The sequence below is a fragment of the Pseudoalteromonas sp. SR41-8 genome, from assembly GCF_014163915.1.
In the GTDB taxonomy this organism is placed as follows: Bacteria; Pseudomonadota; Gammaproteobacteria; order Enterobacterales; family Alteromonadaceae; genus Pseudoalteromonas; species Pseudoalteromonas rhizosphaerae.
Genome location: NZ_JACJEE010000033.1, coordinates 31,783 through 49,737, shown reverse-complemented (window position 1 = coordinate 49,737; position 17,955 = coordinate 31,783). Strand labels below are relative to the sequence as shown.

Sequence of the window (17,955 nt, the reverse complement as noted above, 5' to 3'; positions counted from 1 at the left end):
TAGAACCTAGGGATTGATGGATTTAACAATACTAACTCGGACTCGGATCACACCATGCCTAAATTGAATATGTTGTTTTTAAGCTGTGCAGCTGCATTGAGCTTACCTGTTGCCGCTGATGAGGTAAAACACTTCCAGTCTTTTGCAGGCTATACCGGCTTAATTAACACTCCTAATGCTGAAGTAATGGATTCTGGCGTGGTGGATGTTGGTTATAACACTCAGCTTGATTTTGAAGGCAAAAGGTACATGGATGGCCATAACTTTATAGTCTCCGCAGGCTTATTTGAAGGCTTTGAGGTAAGCGGACAAGTTGCATCTAACTCTATGCATGACAATATGTTTTACTCTGAGGGCAGAGGCCAAACTCGTGATTTATCTTTTAATGCTAAATACCAAATACCTTACATACCACAAGATTGGTTGAGTGTTGCTATTGGTATGAAGGATATGGGGGGCGCGGCAAATAACTATAAAACAATTTATGCTGTTGCCTCAAAAGAGCTGTGGGATTTTAGATTTAGTGCAGGTGTTGGCTCAAGCGATCGTAAAACGGGGCAGATGGATGGGGCTTTTGCTGGTATTGAATGGCAACCGTTCAAGTGGTTTAGTGTACTCACTGAATACGACTCTGAGGCTGTTAATGCCGCTGCGCGACTAACCATTCCTAAAGAATGGTTATATGATATTGGTGAAATCACCTTAACCAGCCGTTTTTATAGCAATACTGAATTATCTGAAGATACCAGTAATTATTGGGGTATCAACTTTACCTTACCACTAAGTGATGAGTTAGGTTACCAACAGCCAGTTAAAGCTGCACCGAATGTGCAAAATAATACTGCTAATGTACCTGTTGCGACTAAAGGTGCGGCATCTATAAACCCTGATGCTGTAAAAATACAAACGCCAAATGATTACACTTTACCTACCGTTAAGCCAGAAGCGCGTACTACTGCAAAGATTACAAATAATACAGAGCAACAAGCTGAGTTAAGTCAGTTGAATTCTCAATCTGTTAACTTGAAATTAGCATTGGTGGAAGATGGTTTTGAAAATGTGAGTGTTGCTTTTAACAATAATAATCAGTTGTTTGTTAAATTTGAAAACTCAATTTTCAATCGTAACGATATTGATGCATTAGGATTGGTATTAGGGCGTGTTGCTGAGTTAATAACACTTGAGGGTGTTGAATTTAGCGTACAACTTAACAAATATGATTTAGCATTACTTAATGTTGTTGGTACCGTTGATAATTACAAAGAATTTATTACTAACAATATTTCGCCTGATTTATTAATTACCCTAGGGGCTGCTCTTGAGCCAAATGGTTTGGTTTGGGTAGGAACTACAGATGCTAGTTCGCCATACTTTAAACCGCGTTTAACTATAGCGCCAACCATAAGTAATACCTATGCAACTGAGCTTGGAGTATTTGATTACTCGGTTGCAGTTAGAGCCGATGTAGAGGTGCCTTTATGGCAAGGCGGCGGCATTATTTTAGGCGGCCAAGTAAATGTTGCTAATAGTGATGATTACGCTGAAAATAAGCCGTTTAAAAATTACCGTAAAGAAACCCAGTTTGATCGCGCTTTGTTCTATCAAACTTTTGAACTACCGTTTGGTTTTTACAACCAAACCCAAGTTGGCTATATCAAAGACTTTTATGACTACCGCGGTATTAGTAATGAAACAGCTTGGCTAAGTGATGCTGGTAGGCATAAAGTTAGCTTTAAATTTGGCTCTTTTCAGTACCAGGATTACCGCGGTAGCCGCAGTTACCAAATGTTTAATTATCAATATAATTGGGTAGAGCAAGATATTACTTTGCATGCCCAAGCTGGTGATTTTTGGTATGAAGATAGTGGTTATAAGCTAGAGTCACGTTTTTGGTTTGGTGATAGCTACTTAGCTGTATTCTTTGAAGACTCAAGTGCGCAAAGAGCCGGTGCTGCGATAAGCATACCGTTATCACCGCGTAAAGATATGTCGGTTACTCGTTTTGGCCAAGTTAAAGGTAATGAGGCTTACCGCCATAATATTGGTACGCAAGTCGGTAAGTCGCATAATCAATTGGTTTTTAACCAGTTATACGCACCAAGTTCAATAGTTGGCTTAGATAAAACATTCTTTAACCAAGGTCGCTTATCGAGTGATTATGTTTATAAACATTTACCAAGGTTAAAAGAAGTGTATTTAAAATATCGGTAACAAATTTTTATTAGACTAACTATTGTACAAATATGTAGTTAGTCTATATTATGTAACGAACTGATTAATTACTATAGAGCGATTAGCTCTATTTTTGACAAAAAGTAAAAAATGTTGTTTTTTTGCTCATTTTTGTTGCGTTAAGGCTATACTTTTCTAAAGTAAACGCTAAGATTGTAACGAGTATAAAAAACCTTAGTTTATTGATTGTTTATTATAAAGGAATAAAAGGACTCCCTATGTTTACTAACAAAAAATCGCTATTGGCATTGTCTGTAGCTTCTGCATTTGCTCTAACTGGTTGTTTTAGTGATGACGATGGTAATGATTACACACCACCTGGACCAGGACCTGATCCAGTAGTGGTTGTTCCACCTCAAACACCAGCTGAGCTTAACTTTATAGTTAATGTAGCAGTAGTTAATGGCGACTCAGATGCAATTGCAGATGCAACAGTAAGATTTGTGGAAAATGGCGCGCCATCAACTAACATCGTTGATGTAGATGGCAACGTGGTTCAAACTGCAACAACTACTGAAGATGGTGGCTTTATTGTTACTGTTAAGAGTGGCTCTGATTTATCAAGTGTAACAGCTGTAGTTTCTGCTGCAGGTTTTATAACTAAATCTTTCAATGTTGACTTATCTAACGAAGACGAACTATCTGTATTACCAGCTCAGTTCCAATTGACCTCAACAGATACTGCTGGCCTTGCAAGCGTTGCAACTGCTTCTACTGATATTAGCGGTTCAACAACAACAGCTGAAGTTAAGGCTGATGCTGTAGCTTCAGGTGCTTCTTTAGCTACTGCAACTCTACCAAGTGGTATTACGCTTCAAAATGCTGCAGGCGAAGCTGTAACTGGTGATTCAGTATCATTGAGTGTTGTAGGTACAGATCCAACATCTTCAACTAAATCATCAGTGATTCCTGAAGGTCTAAATGTTGGTAACACGAGCGCAAATGTTTTAGTGCCAGTTTCGGTTGCTGATGTAAACTTATTAGTTGGTGACACTAAAGTTAAGAAGTTTGCTGGTGACACATTAAAAGTAACACTAGCAGCACCTACCGATTTAGCAGCTGGCGAAACGCTTACTGTTAAGTCGTTCGATGAAGAAACAGGCCTATGGTCTGCAGATGACTTTGCAGTTACACAAGGTGCAGGTACAGTAAGCTTTGCAACAAATCACTTAACGTGGTTCTCTGTTAACCGCAATGCGAATACTTGTACTGACGGCTTTTCTGTAAATGTAACTTCAGGAACTATTCCTGCAGGTGGTTTATATCTATCAGCTTTATCTTCAGATGGATCTGTATCTAGCTTCATCCGTGGTGGTGCAACTTCAAAGACAGTCGTATCAGCTGCAACAACATCACGCTTTGGTATATATGATGGCGCAACTGCTCGAGTTAGACTTTATGACCGTGAAGGTGGAACATGGTTTGACTCACAAACAGAAGTTGGTGTTTGTGGCAGTGTTGATTTAACTCCTGTAGCACCATTTACTTTAGTTAATAAAGAATTAACTCTTACAGGTGCTTGTTCTAACGATGCTGATGTAGCGGTGAATGTTACTAATTCAACTGTTTCATTTAAACGTGCTGGCAAAGCTGCAAGAGCTGCAATTAAAGATGCGAATGGTAACTTCCAGTTAACTAACCTACGTGAAGGTGAAAACTACGATGTTACTGTTAACTTCCGTGGTTTACCTGTTGAAGGCGCGAACACATTCACAATTGAAGGTGCTAATGCTGACGCATTAACTCAAGCATTCCAGTTTACATGTCCAACATCTACTGGTGGAACTGGTGGTACTGGCGGTAATGGTTAATTTTTGTTAGTTCCTATTAGGGATTAAGCCTAAAAGCCGCATTTATGCGGCTTTTTTTCGTTTTGGGTTACCTGATCAACGGGGTATGGGCAGCGGGCTTCGGGGCACGAGCTTCGGGCTACAGGCCTAAAACCTAACACTTAAAACCTAACACCCACCTTTGACCTTTTCGCGGTGGCAAGCCACTCGCCTACACGTAATTAAACATCAGAATACAATTTAACACCGTAGGCGTTAAGCTTGCTGACGCGTATTCATTAACACCTTTATGAATAAATCAATTAAAATCTTTCGCGGCTAAAGCCGGCTCCTACGATAAATTTACCCCCTGTAGGAAATGGCTTTAGCCATGAGTTTTATAAACCACGCGGCATAAAGCCCCGCCTACTCTTAACCCTAACACTGTGCTTGGTTTAATCTCTACCTCACACCTAACACCTAACACCTAACATCTAAAACCTAAAACCTAAAACCTGACTGCCCCCCTCATTTTCCAATCTCAACCTTCATCTCATCTCCTAGTATTTCTTTGTATTTTGCTGCTAGCGCATTTTTGGCGTTATCATCACCGTGCACTATTTTTATATGGCTGGGTTTTTTACGCATACCGGTTACAAATTTTATTAAGCCGTTTTGATCTGCATGAGCACTGTAGCCGCTGATTGTGTGTACTGCTGCGTTAATGGTGATTTTATGGTCATTAATATGCACATAACCATTACTTGGTCCATAGGTTTGAATATCTCGGCCGAGCGTGCCACGGCCTTGGTAGCCAACAAAAATCACATCGGTAGTTTCATCAGGTAAAAATCGCTCTAGGTAATTCACAATTCGTCCGCCGGTGCACATGCCACTAGCGGCAAGAATAATTGCGGGTTGTTTGCGTTTGCTTAGGTAATTAATTACGGCAATATGCTCTTGGTGGCTGTCGATAGTATGCAACTGCGCAAAGTTTAATGGATGGCGACCTTTGGCTAAGCGTTTTTTTGCTTCATCGTCCCAGAGGGTTTTAAATTTTCGATATTCTGTGGTGAAGTTAGCTGCCATAGGGGAGTCCACAATGACCTCTATGCTTTGCCATGGCGAATTTTTAGCTGCGTTGTGAATTATTTGCTCCAGTTCGTACAGTAACTCTTGCGTACGGCCAATGCTAAACGCTGGCACAAGTACAATGCCATTATCGGCAACGGCTTTTTCAATCACCTTTTTCAGTGTTTGCGTGCGTTCTTTTCGGCCTTGATGGTTTTTATCACCATAGGTTGACTCGATCACTAAAGTATCGGCTTTGTAAGGCGCTTTGGGGGAAGGCAGTAGCGGAGTATGCGGCGCTCCTAGGTCACCAGAAAATACTACGCGATGGGAATTTCCCTTGCTAGTTTTAGTTTTTATATCGATTTCAACATAGGCGGAGCCTAAAATATGCCCGGCACGTTGTAAGCGAGCTTTCGCGGTGGGCTTGTTGTTGGTGGTTGGTAAGTCAAACCAGCTATTAAATTCGATAGCGACAATACGCTTGGCAAGTAAGCTTAAACAGGCGTTAATAATTTTTTGATCTCGCGTTACCCCGACTTTAAGTGCATCTTCAATCACTAATGGTAATAGACTTGCCGATGCCTTCGAAGTAAAAATAGGGCCAGTGAAACCAGCAGCAAATAAGTAAGGTATGCGGCCAACGTGGTCAATATGACAATGCGTAACAATCAGCGCTGTTACAGTAGAAATATCAAAGTTGATAGCTAAACTTGGCCCGGCGTCTTCTCCTTGAAAAAGCCCACAGTCAATTAACACCGATGAGTGTTGATCATAATCCAACTGATGGCATGACCCCGTAACCCCATTCACCGCTCCATGATGGGTAATTTTCATGGTTGATCCTTGTTGATTAAATTATACAAATTAGAAACAAGGTTAGGATAAAAAATGTCAAATTAAAAGGTTGAAGAGAGAAGGTTAGAGGTTAAAGGTACTCGGAGGCTTTATGGCTCGGGGATTATAAAATTCATGGTTAAAGCCATTTCCTACGTTTTGTACAATTTGCCTGGCATTAACCTTTTGTGTATATGCTTATGTAGGCGAGTGGCTTGCCACCGCATTTTAAATGTGGCTCCGTGTTGGTGCGTCAGCAAGCTCAACGCCTACGGTGTTAAGGTTTGCCTCGGTGTTAAATCACTTGTAGGCGAGTGGCTTGCCACCGCGATATTCAATATTGTTTCGATATTTATGCGTCAGCAAGCTCAACGCCTACGGTGTTAAGGTTTGCCTCGATGTTAAATCACTTGTAGGCGAGTGGCTTGCCACCGCGATATTCAATATTGTTTCGGTGTTTATGCGTCAGCAAGCTCAACGCCTACGGTGTTAAGGTTTATCTCGGTGTTAAATCACTTGTAGGCGAGTGGCTTGCCACCGGGTTTTAAATGTGGTGTGGAGTTTGTGCGTCAGCAAGCTTAACGCCTACGGGTGTTAAAGTTTGCCTCGATGTTAAATCACTTGTAGGCGAGTGGCTTGCCACCGCATTTTAAATGTGGCTCGGTGTTGGTGCGTCAGCAAGCTCAACGCCTACGGTGTTAAGGTTTGCCTCGGTGTTAAATCACTTGTAGGCGAGTGGCTTGCCACCGCATTTTAAATGTGGCTCGGTGTTGGTGCGTCAGCAAGCTCAACGCCTACGGGTGTTAAAGTTTGCCTCGATGTTAAATCACTTGTAGGCGAGTGGCTTGCCACCGCGTTTTAAATGTGGCTCGGAGTTTGTGCGTCAGCAAGCTTAACGCCTACGGGTGTTAAAGTTTGCCTCGATGTTAAATCACTTGTAGGCGAGTGGCTTGCCACCGCGATATTCAATGTTGTTTCGGTGTTTATGCGTCAGCAATCTCAACGCCTACGGTGTTAAGGTTTATTTCGGTGTTAAATCACTTGTAGGCGAGTGGCTTGCCACCGCGATATTCAATATTGTTTCGGTGTTTATGCGTCAGCAAGCTCAACGCCTACGGTGTTAAGGTTTATCTCGGTGTTAAATCACTTATAGGCGAGTGGCTTGCCACCGCGTTTTAAATGTGGCTCCGTGTTGGTGCGTCAGCAAGCTCAACGCCTACGGTGTTAAATTTTACTTTGATGTGTAATTAATTACTTGTAGGCGAGTGGCTTGCCACCGCGTTTCAAAATGTGGCGTGGTGTTTGTGCGTCAGCAAGCTCAACGCCTACGGTGTTAAGGTTTGCCTCGATGTTAAATTACTTGTAGGCGAGTGGCTTGCCACCGCATTTTAAATGTGGCTCGGAGTTTGTGCGTCAGCAAGCTTAACGCCTACGGGTGTTAAAGTTTATCTCGGTGTTAAATCACTTATAGGCGAGTGGCTTGCCACCGCTAAAAGGTTAAAGGTGCTAGGAAGGCAAAGGTGCTAGGGAAGTGACTAGGACCTAGAGCCTAAAACCTAGCTCCTATGTTTTAAAGCGTAGGCGCGGCTTTATGCCGCGCGGTTGTATTGAACCATCAGTCATTAGATTTCAGGTGTAGCTAATCTCTGCCTTTAACCTTTAACCTAATACCTAATACCTAATACCTATTACCCCGTATCTTTCATTTCTCGAGGTAGCTTTAACCTTTGCATTCAATTAAACTCAGTCTCTTCAATGTAACTTTTGGTGTTTTGCATGGCTAAAGATAGGTTCGCGCCAAAACCTTTAAACGATATTATGGCTGGCCTGAGTGGTCGATTGTCGTCGTATGCAGGTAAAAGCCAAGCATTAGATAAACAACAAACTTTATTGAGTGAGTTTTTGGGCGCTAATTTAGGTGGAAAATGTCGCGTTAGTAATTATCGCGATGGTACGCTGATGATTGAGGCGGTATCTGCACCTATAGCACTGCGTTTAAACTACTTAAAAATGGATATGCTGTCACACTTTCGTAGTGCCGGTATGGCAGAACTTGGGCAAATTAAAATTACCGCTAATCCACAAGCCAGCCAACGATTAAGTCCAAATAATGCGTTAAAAACAGCTAACGCCACTCCCGCGAATAAATTAGCGATGAGTGAACAAACAGCTGATTACCTTAATGCGATTGCACAAAGTGCACCACCGTCACTAAAAGAAAAGCTAGAGCGTCTAGCGAGGCATGGTAAAAAATAAAGGTTTTAGGCGCTAGGAAGAAATAGGCGTTAGGAAAAGTTTACCATGTATATTTAGTTTGCAACTGTATTGAAGAACCTAGAACCTAAGTTCTTATACTCCCCTTGATTTTCTTTTATCCACCTCCATATCTTCATAGTTAATATAATTTTATAGTCTTAATTAAAGTTATGTTTACGGCTTATTTTAAATTTTCTTGCAGAAAACTGATATCTTAACTACGCGATGGTTTGATGTTTCGCAGAGTCTGGTATAGTAGCGCACGTATTGAACGCTGTATTTCACAACGTTTCTCGAAATTGCTAATTAATATGTGCTCGTGTGAGTAATCTATTAATTAGTAATTATAAAAATGGGTTAGCTGATACTCGGCTAGCAAAGAACACATTGTAACGGTTTTATCATGATATCTAATTTATTTACCAAGATTTTTGGTAGTCGCAATGACCGCACTATTAAAAATTTAAGAAAGACGGTCGCGCTGATCAACGCGCTTGAAACGCAACTTGAAGCGCTTTCAGACGAAGATTTAAAAGCCAAAACAGCAGAGTTTAGAGAGCGTTACGATAACGGACAAAGTCTTGATGACATTCTACCAGAAGCATTTGCTGTGGTACGTGAAGCATCAAAACGTGTAAATGGTATGCGTCACTTTGACGTGCAGTTGCTAGGTGGTATGGTTTTACACCAAGGCCGCATCGCAGAAATGCGTACTGGTGAGGGTAAAACCCTTACCGCAAGTTTACCAGCATACTTACGTGGTATAACGGGTAAAGGTGTTCACGTAATTACCGTGAATGACTACCTTGCCAAGCGCGATGCTGAAACTAACCGCCCATTATTTGAATTTTTAGGTTTAACTGTTGGCTGTAACGTACCGGGTATGATGCCGCAACAGAAAAAAGAAGCCTACGCCGCTGATATTACCTACGGTACCAATAACGAATTTGGTTTTGATTACCTGCGTGACAATATGGCGTTTAGCATTAACGAACGCGTGCAACGTCCACTTTACTATGCGGTAGTCGATGAAGTTGACTCGATCTTAATTGATGAAGCCCGTACTCCACTGATTATTTCCGGCCCCGCTGAAGATAGCTCGCAGCTGTATGCTGAAATCAATACCATAGTTCCGCTTCTTGAGTTACAAGAGAAAGAAGACGAAGAAGGTATTGAAGGCGATGGTGATTTCACTATTGATGAAAAAGCCAAGCAAGTTCATTTAACTGAACGTGGTCAAATTAAAGTTGAAGAATTACTGATTGAACGTGGTTTGATAGCTGAGGGCGACTCGCTTTATTCTGCTGCGAGTATTACCCTGCTTAGCCATATTTATGCGGCATTACGTGCCCATAAGCTGTATCAAAAAGACATTGATTACGTTGTAAAAGAAAACGAAGTAATCATTGTTGATGAACACACTGGCCGTACAATGGAAGGGCGTCGTTGGTCTGAAGGTTTACATCAAGCTGTTGAAGCAAAAGAAAATGTAAAAATTCAAAACGAAAATCAAACGTTAGCGTCAATTACATTCCAAAACTACTTCCGTATTTACGATACCCTTGCAGGTATGACCGGTACTGCCGACACTGAAGCATTTGAGTTTCAGTCAATCTATGGTCTAGATACTGTTGTTATGCCAACTAACAAGCCGATGATCCGTGAAGATCGCGCTGATTTAGTTTACTTAACGCAAGAAGAAAAATACGAAGCCATTCTAATCGATATTAAAGATTGCCAAGAGCGCGGCCAGCCAGTATTGGTGGGTACGATTTCAATCGAAAGCTCTGAATATTTATCGCAATTTTTACGTAAAGAAAAAATCAAGCACAACGTACTTAATGCTAAATTCCATGCCCAAGAAGCAGACATCGTTGCCGATGCTGGTTTACCAGGCACAGTAACAATCGCAACTAACATGGCTGGTCGTGGTACTGATATCGTGTTAGGCGGTAACTGGAATAGCGAAGTTGAAAAACTTGAAAACCCAACTGATGAGCAAATTAAAGCGATTAAAGAAGCATGGCAAATTCGTCATGATGCAGTAATTGCTGCTGGTGGTTTACATATCATTGGTACTGAGCGTCACGAATCACGCCGTATCGATAACCAGTTACGTGGTCGTTCTGGCCGTCAAGGTGACGCCGGTTCAAGCCGTTTTTATCTATCGATGGATGACGCATTAATGCGTATCTTCGCTGGTGAACGCATGACTAATATGATGCGTAAACTAGGTATGCAACGTGGCGAAGCGATTGAGCATCCATGGGTTAATCGTGCCATTGAAAACGCGCAACGTAAAGTTGAAGCACGTAACTTTGATGTGCGTAAACAGTTGCTTGAATACGATGATGTAGCAAACGACCAACGTCGTGTTGTTTACTCACAACGTAATGAGTTGCTTGAAGAAGGCGATATTTCAGAGACGATCACGGTTATTCGTGGCGACGTATTGGGCAACACTATTGACCAATACATTGCACCACAAAGTTTAGCTGAAATGTGGGATATTCCGGGCCTTGAAGAGCGCTTAAAACAAGACTTCTTAATTGAGTTACCGATTACACAATGGTTAGCTGACGATAACAAACTTTACGAAGAAAAGTTACGTGAGCGTATTGAAGAGTCAGTAGAGCAAGCTTATAAACAGAAAGAGCAACAAGTTGGCGATTCTGTACTTCGTCAGTTTGAAAAAGCAATCATGCTACAAAGCTTGGATCAACATTGGAAAGATCACCTTGCTGCGATGGATCACCTTCGCCAAGGTATTCATTTACGTGGCTATGCGCAAAAGAATCCTAAGCAAGAGTACAAGCGTGAGTCGTTTGAGTTGTTCTCTGAAATGCTTGAGAACCTGAAAATTGATGTAGTTAGTATTTTAAGTAAAGTACAAGTACGTGCTGAAGAAGATGTTGAAAAAATTGAAGAGCAACACCGCCAAAGTGAAAATGCTCCTCGTGAATATCAACATGAAGAAGTTGAGCACGTAGGCGGCGAAGCACCAAAAGGTGCGGTCGTAACATCACGCGCAGAGCCAAAAGTTGGCCGCAACGAACCTTGCCCATGTGGCTCGGGTCAAAAGTTCAAACAGTGTTGTGGTAAGTTAAAATAACCAAATGTTATAATTAACAATTAAAAAGCGACGCCTGCGTCGCTTTTTTTGTTTGTAAGATTAAATATCGGGCGAGTGGCTTGCCACCGTGATATTCAATATTGTATCGGAGTTTGTGCGTCAGCAAGCTTAACGCCTACGGTGTTAAATTGTATTCTGGTGTTTAATCACTTGTAGGCGAGTGGCTTGCCACCGCGATATTCAATATTGTTTCGGTGTTTGTGCGTCAGCAAGCTTAACGCCTGCGGTGTTAAAGTTTATCTCGGTGTTAAATCACTTGTAGGCGAGTGGCTTGCCATCGCGATATTCAATATTGTTTCGGAGTTTGTGCGTCAGCAAGGTTAACGCCTACGGGTGTTGCATTTTACTCTGGTGTTTAATCACTTGTAGGCGAGTGGCTTGCCACCGCGATATTCAATATTGTTTCGGTGTTTGTGCGTCAGCAAGCTCAACGCCTACGGTGTTAAATTTTACTCTGGTGTTTGTGCGTCAGCAAGCTTAACGCTTACGGTGTTAAATTGTATTCTGGTGTTTAATCACTTGTAGGCGAGAGGCTTGCCACCGCGATATTAAATGTGGCTCGGTGTTGGTGCGTCAGCAAGCTTAACGCCTACGGGTGTTGCATTTTACTTTGGTGTTTAATTAATTGCTTGTAAGCGCGGCTTTATGCCGCGCGGTTTTAATAAAGGTATTATGATGAATAAAAAAATTGTGCATGTAGCGGTGGGGGTTATCAAAGCAGATAACACACTATTTATCTGTAAGCGCCCTGACGATAAACATCAAGGTGGTTTGTGGGAGTTTCCGGGCGGCAAAGTAGAAGCTGGCGAAACCGTATTCGAAGCACTAAAGCGCGAACTTCAAGAAGAAGTAGGTTTAACAATTAATAGTTCAAGCGAGCTGATGGTTATTGAGCATGATTATGGCGATAAATGTGTAAAACTCGACGTGCATTTAGTTACTGATTTTAGCGGCCAAGCCCATGGCGCAGAAGGTCAGCAAAGTGCATGGGTCGCGATTGATAAGTTAGACGATTACAATTTTCCTGCCGCCAACGTAGAGATTATCGAAAAAATAAAAGTGGATGTTTAAATTTACCTAGGCGAGTGGCTTGCCACCGCGTTTTTAAAATGTGGTGTGGTGTTTTGCGTCAGCAAGCTCAACGCCTACGGGTGTTAAATTTTACTTTGATGTTTAATTAATCACTTGTAGGCGAGTGGCTTGCCACCGCGTTTTAAAATGTGGTGTGGTGTTTTGCGTCAGCAAGCTCAACGCCTACGGGTGTTAAATTTTACTCTGGTGTCTAATTAATTACTTGTAGGCGAGTGGCTTGCCACCGCGTTTTTAAAATGTGTTGTGGTGTTTGTGCGTCAGCAAGCTTAACGCCTACGGTGTTAAAGTTTACTCTGATGTTTAATTGATCACTTGTAGGCGAGTGGCTTGCCACCGCGTTTTAAAATTCCGTGTTTATTAAGAAAGCTCAATCTTTACTGGAGGGATCTCGATTAATTGCTATATTTACTTGTAGTTAATTGGGGGAAAGTAATGGTTGATACAAGTAAGTGGACTAAAGGGCGATGCTCGATAATTAATCATTATTACTCAGTTACAATTTGTACTGAAAATAGAATGCAGCTTTTTTGTGATTTTGATAGTAGCTGTTTAATTATGAGGGAGTTACATTTTTTTTCGCATTCGGGAAACCTTAAGACAATTTGTTTTTCATTAATGCCTGATCACTTGCATTGGCTATTTCAGCTTAGAAATACTGATGATTTATCCAAAGTTATTGGTCAATTTAAAAGTATTACTACGATTAAATTGAACCGTTATTTACTTTCTAGCGGAAAAATTTGGCAAGCTAACTTTTATGATCACAAGCTTAGATCTGATGAAGATTTACTTAACCAAGCTAGATATATAGTTGCAAACCCGCTCAGGGCTGGCTTGGTTAAAAGTGTGGGTGATTATCCATTTTGGAATTGTGTATATTTAAACTAATCACAGTACATCTAATCTACTCTTTCGTAATATGCCACCGCGTTTTAAATGTGGTGTGGTGTTTTGCGTCAGCAAGCTTAACGCCTACGGGTGTTAAATTTTACTTTGATGTGTAATTTATTACTTGTAGGCGAGTGGCTTGCCACCGCGTTTTAAATGTGGTGTGGTGTTTTTGCGTCAGCAAGCTCAACGCCTACGGTGTTAAATTGTATTCTGGTGTTTAATTACTTGTAGGCGAGTGGCTTGCCACCGCGTTTCAAAATGTGGCGTGGTGTTTTTGCGTCAGCAAGCTCAACGCCTACGGGTGATAAATTTTACTTTGATGTTTAATTAATTACTTGTAGGCGAGTGGCTTGCCACCGCGTTTTTAAAATGTGTTGTGGTGTTTTGCGTCAGCAAGCTTAACGCCTACGGGTGTTAAATTTTACCTGGTGTCTAATTAATTACTTGTAGGCGAGTGGCCTGCCACCGCGTTTTAAAATGTGTTGTGGTGTTTTGCGTTAGCAAGCTTAACGCCTACGGGAGTTAAGTTGTACTTTGGTGTTAAATTAATTACTTGTAGGCGAGTGGCTTGCCACCGCGAAAAGAGTTGTTTTTTTAGATAATTTGGTGTGCTGTGCTTTTTAGACTATATTTTAAGCAAGGATAATTTTAGGAATAAGCATGCGCGAGAACCTTCCTGTCACGAAGACTGAAAGAACATTTCCAGATGATTCTAAGCTCATTTCTGTAACAGACTTAAAAGGTCAAATTGTTGATTGTAATGATGAGTTTGTAGCCATTAGTGGTTTTACTAAAGAGCAATTAATAGGTCAGCCCCACAATATTATTCGTCATCCAGATATGCCCTCTCTTGCTTATAAAGTTATGTGGGAGCATTTAAAAGCTGGGAAGTCTTGGATGGGCTTAGTTAAAAATCGTTGTAAAAATGGTGATTTTTATTGGGTTGATGCTTATATAACTCCTGTGACTGAGGGTGGTAAGGTCACGGGTTATGAGTCGGTGCGTTCTTGTCCTAGCAGAACTGATGTTAAGCGGGCAGAGGCGCTATATAAAAACATAGTAAAGAATAGCAAACAGCTAAGTTTGCCGATTGCGGTGGAAAATATCGCTTTGATTATTGTCACTATTGCATCAGTGTTGTTATTTACTATGGGTTGGCAAAGTCCGGCATTATTGCTTTTTATTGCTGCTATTTTAGGTTATGTAATATGGGGACTAGTAGCCAAAAAACGTATGGTTAATGCACTTTATGAAATGTTATCAGGGGCATTTTCTCATTCACTGGCGGTTAGCAGTTACACTGATGACACGGGGGAGTTGGGTCATTTAAAAGTGGCAATTAAAAGTCAACAAGCACACTTAGGAGCTGTGATCACACGGATTGAGAATGAGTCAAAAAGAGTGTCGCAGCAGTCAGATATTGGTGAACGCTTAACCAAGACCATGCTTGATAAAATTGAGCAACAGCAAAATGAAACCATGCAAGCTGCGGCGGCAATGAATCAAATGGCCACCACGATTGCTGATGTGGCAAAGCATGTTACTGATACCGCATCACATGCTGATATTGCAAACGAATTGACTATTAAAGGCGGTCAAATTGCGAATGCCACACAGCAAGCTATTGAACAGCTCCGCGATACTGTTCTTGAAATCAGCGAATCCGTACAGCGAGTTTCTGAGCAAACCAAAAATATTGCCGAAGCTGCGCAAATAATCGAACAAATTGCTGAACAAACCAATTTATTAGCACTCAATGCCGCCATTGAAGCTGCGCGTGCTGGTGAGCAAGGGCGTGGCTTCGCAGTGGTAGCCGATGAAGTTCGTAATTTAGCTAAACGTACTCAAGATTCCACTAAAGATATTTATGACATAGTGAATGAATTAACAACACGGGCTACAAGAGCTGTCGATGTTGCAGAAAAAGGTGGTAAAAATGCCCAGCATGGTCTTAATCAAGTGCTGCAAAGTAGCGAAATGCTTCAAGGTGTATCTGAAGCTGTAGGTGAAATTGCGAGTATGTCGACCCAAATGGCGACTGCTGTTGAACAACAGTCACATGTTGCTGAGGACGTGAATCAGCAAATTCTTCGCATTTCAGAGTTAGCTAATTACAGCTTTACTGATGCAAAAGATACCGCTGAGGCTATTTCATTATTAAAAACAGTATCGGAGGCGCTGCACGAGCTAGTGGTAAGGTTTAAATAATCAGCCTGAGCTTCAGATAATAAATTAATACGTTTGTAAGTTTTTTTAACCCAATCTTAGATAATCAATGATTGCTAAAGCAGTGTGATAGATAACCGTATTAGAGTTTTGATACGAATTGTTACATATTCGATTTTATTGTTGCTCCGATGAGGTTTATGATGGGATCAGCGAGCAGCTTATTATTAAGCTGCTTAAACGGTTTGTATTATCAACAATAATGATTTACGGGATTCCCATGAAAAAAATATCGCTCACTGCAGCAAGTATTGCACTTGCGCTGGGCCTAGTTGGCTGTGGTGAACAACAAGATGTTAAAGCGCCAGAAAGCAATGCTGTTAGTGAAGTGAAAACAGCTCTTAATTCAGGTATTGAATTAGCAAATATAGATAAGTCGGTCCGTGCGCAGGATGATTTTTATTATCACGTTAATGGTCAATGGTTGGCGACGACTGAAATCCCTGGTGATAAATCAAATTACGGTTCATTCTCACAATTGTATGACGACTCGCAAGCCGCAATGAAAACAGTGCTTGAACAAGCGGCTGCTAATACAGCTGCTAAAGCTGGAACTGATGAATATAAGCTAGGTGCGTTCTTTAAGAGTTACATGAATGAAGCCAAGCGTGATGAATTAGGTGTAACACCGCTAAATGGCCCGTTAACTGCTATTGATGGTGTTAAAAATAAGTCTGATTTAGTTGCACTTATGGCGCAAATACGTATTCAAGGTGGCGCGGTGCCATTTGGTTGGTATGTAAATAATGATGCTAAGAACTCGAGTGAAAATGCATTATATGCGTATCAATCAGGCCTTGGCTTACCGGATCGTGATTATTATTTAAAAGATGACGAAAAGTTCACTAAAATTCGTGCCGCATACCAAGTTTACATTGCTGACGTTCTAAAACGCGCTGGTGTAGAAAAAGCCGATGAAGCTGCTAAAGCAATTATTGCACTTGAAACCAGTATTGCTGATGCACAGTGGACGCGTGTTGAAAGTCGTGATGCTACAAAGTCTTATAACAAAATGAGCGTGAGTGATGCAAGTAAGCTAACAGGTGAGTTTGACCTTGCTGAATACTTCAAAGCGTCTGGTGTAAATGTACAAGATATTATCGTCAGTCAGCCTAGCTACTTTGAAAAATTTGCCGATATTTATAAAACAACAGATCTTGAAACGTGGCAACAATATCTTAAATTTCATTTAGTAAGTAACTACGCTGGTATATTAGATAAAGATCTGGTTGATTTAAACTTTAACTTTTACAGCACCACATTACGCGGCGTAAAAGAGCAAACACCGCTTTGGAAACAAGCCGTGGATGCATCAAATGAAGTGTTAGGTGAAATTTTAGGAAAAGTGTACGTTAAAGACAATTTCCCGCCAGAAGCAAAAGCGCGCATGGAAGAGTTAGTTGATAACGTGATCAAAGGCTATGGCGTTGCGATTGAAAATCTTGAGTGGATGAGCCCTGAAACCAAGCTTGCTGCGAAAGAAAAGCTCGACAAATTTACCCCAAAAATTGGCTACCCTGATAACTGGAAAGACTATTCACAGTTAAGCATTAATGCGGATGATTTAGTTGGTAACTATATTCGTCATAGTGAATGGGCTTATGCTGATATGATTGACAAGCTAGGCAAGCCAGTGGATCGTTCTGAATGGCACATGACACCACAAACAGTAAATGCTTACTATAACCCGGTGAATAACGAAATTGTATTTCCTGCGGCAATTTTACAACCACCATTTTTTAACCTTGAAGCTGATGATGCGGTTAACTACGGTGCAATTGGTGCGGTAATTGGTCACGAGTTAGGCCATGGTTTTGATGACCAAGGTGCTAAGTATGATGGTGATGGTAATTTACGTGATTGGTGGAGCGAGTCAGACCTTAAACAGTTTGAAGAGCGCACTGGTCAGTTAGTTGCACAGTATAACGAGTATCAACCATTTGCAGATGCCAGCGTTAATGGTCAATTGACCTTAGGTGAGAATATTGGCGATTTAGGTGGCCTAACGGTTGCTTTCACTGCTTATCAGTTATCGCTAGGTGGCGATAAAGCGCCAGTGATTGATGGTTATACCGGTGATCAGCGCTTCTTTATGGGCTGGTCGCAAATTTGGCGTCGTAAATACCGTGACGAAGAGCTACGTAACCGCCTAATGACAGATCCGCATTCACCAAGCCATTACCGCGTGATCGGTATCTTGTCGAATATGCCTGAGTTTTATCAAGCATTTGACGTTAAAGAAGGCGACAAAATGTATATCAAACCAGCTGATCGCGTAAAAATTTGGTAATTAGTTTTTATTAGTTTGATGATTAAACGGTGGCTTAGGCCGCCGTTTTTGTTTTGAGGGGGAGTAAAAGGTTAAAGAGAAAGGGGCTAGGTGCTAGGGAAGTGACTAGGAGCGCGTTGCTCGAAGCCCATGGCATTTACCCTCATTGTCTTCTCTTT

General features: G+C 41.4%; 9 protein-coding genes. 8 read left to right on the top strand and 1 reads right to left on the bottom strand.

What is annotated here, in order from left to right; translation table 11 throughout:
- The first annotated feature begins 54 nt into the window (after window positions 1–54).
- Both H5162_RS17735 and H5162_RS17730 read left to right on the top strand, forming a co-directional pair.
- Window positions 55–2,211 carry a YjbH domain-containing protein gene (locus H5162_RS17735; protein ID WP_182779168.1) on the top strand — a complete coding sequence of 719 codons (2,157 nt, stop codon included), beginning with the start codon at window positions 55–57 and terminating at the stop codon, window positions 2,209–2,211.
- 239 nt (window positions 2,212–2,450) lie between these two features.
- Window positions 2,451–4,043 carry a hypothetical protein gene (locus H5162_RS17730; RefSeq protein WP_182779166.1) on the top strand — a complete coding sequence of 531 codons (1,593 nt, stop codon included), beginning with the start codon at window positions 2,451–2,453 and terminating at the stop codon, window positions 4,041–4,043.
- 486 nt (window positions 4,044–4,529) lie between these two features.
- Here H5162_RS17730 and H5162_RS17725 read toward each other — a convergent pair whose 3' ends face one another.
- The gene (locus H5162_RS17725) at window positions 4,530–5,909 is read right to left on the bottom strand and encodes an MBL fold metallo-hydrolase RNA specificity domain-containing protein (protein WP_182779164.1); all 1,380 of its coding nucleotides are present in this window, start codon (window positions 5,907–5,909) and stop codon (window positions 4,530–4,532) included.
- A 1,776-nt stretch (window positions 5,910–7,685) separates the two neighbouring features.
- Between H5162_RS17725 and H5162_RS17720 the strand changes: the two genes are divergently transcribed.
- From H5162_RS17720 to H5162_RS17695, 6 genes are all read left to right on the top strand, one after another.
- Window positions 7,686–8,165 (top strand): DUF721 domain-containing protein, encoded by a 480-nt coding sequence (locus tag H5162_RS17720; RefSeq protein WP_145236680.1) that lies wholly within the window; start codon window positions 7,686–7,688, stop codon window positions 8,163–8,165.
- Between the two features lie 403 nt (window positions 8,166–8,568).
- A complete protein-coding gene (secA, locus tag H5162_RS17715) occupies window positions 8,569–11,277 on the top strand; it encodes a preprotein translocase subunit SecA (protein ID WP_182732376.1) in 2,709 nt (902 codons plus the stop codon).
- Between the two features lie 696 nt (window positions 11,278–11,973).
- Entirely contained in the window at window positions 11,974–12,369 is a 396-nt protein-coding gene (gene mutT / locus H5162_RS17710) for an 8-oxo-dGTP diphosphatase MutT (protein WP_149980579.1), read from the top strand.
- A 453-nt stretch (window positions 12,370–12,822) separates the two neighbouring features.
- Window positions 12,823–13,278: an REP-associated tyrosine transposase gene (locus H5162_RS17705; protein ID WP_182779162.1), complete on the top strand. Its 456-nt coding sequence runs from the start codon at window positions 12,823–12,825 to the stop codon at window positions 13,276–13,278.
- A gap of 663 nt (window positions 13,279–13,941) precedes the next feature.
- Window positions 13,942–15,489, top strand: a complete 1,548-nt coding sequence (locus tag H5162_RS17700; RefSeq protein WP_182779160.1) for a PAS domain-containing methyl-accepting chemotaxis protein — start codon at window positions 13,942–13,944, stop codon at window positions 15,487–15,489.
- A gap of 238 nt (window positions 15,490–15,727) precedes the next feature.
- On the top strand, window positions 15,728–17,797 hold the full coding sequence (locus H5162_RS17695; protein WP_182779158.1) for a M13 family metallopeptidase: 2,070 nt from the start codon (window positions 15,728–15,730) through the stop codon (window positions 17,795–17,797).
- The last annotated feature ends 158 nt before the right edge of the window (window positions 17,798–17,955 follow it).

Bases quoted from the DNA above. Each gene is read 5' to 3' on its own strand.
- H5162_RS17735 (WP_182779168.1), top strand. From the start codon at position 55: ATGCCTAAATTGAATATGTTGTTTTTAAGCTGTGCAGCTGCATTGAGC.
- H5162_RS17730 (WP_182779166.1), top strand. From the start codon at position 2,451: ATGTTTACTAACAAAAAATCGCTATTGGCATTGTCTGTAGCTTCTGCA.
- H5162_RS17725 (WP_182779164.1), bottom strand. From the start codon at position 5,909: ATGAAAATTACCCATCATGGAGCGGTGAATGGGGTTACGGGGTCATGC.
- H5162_RS17720 (WP_145236680.1), top strand. From the start codon at position 7,686: ATGGCTAAAGATAGGTTCGCGCCAAAACCTTTAAACGATATTATGGCT.
- secA (WP_182732376.1), top strand. From the start codon at position 8,569: ATGATATCTAATTTATTTACCAAGATTTTTGGTAGTCGCAATGACCGC.
- mutT (WP_149980579.1), top strand. From the start codon at position 11,974: ATGAATAAAAAAATTGTGCATGTAGCGGTGGGGGTTATCAAAGCAGAT.
- H5162_RS17705 (WP_182779162.1), top strand. From the start codon at position 12,823: ATGGTTGATACAAGTAAGTGGACTAAAGGGCGATGCTCGATAATTAAT.
- H5162_RS17700 (WP_182779160.1), top strand. From the start codon at position 13,942: ATGCGCGAGAACCTTCCTGTCACGAAGACTGAAAGAACATTTCCAGAT.
- H5162_RS17695 (WP_182779158.1), top strand. From the start codon at position 15,728: ATGAAAAAAATATCGCTCACTGCAGCAAGTATTGCACTTGCGCTGGGC.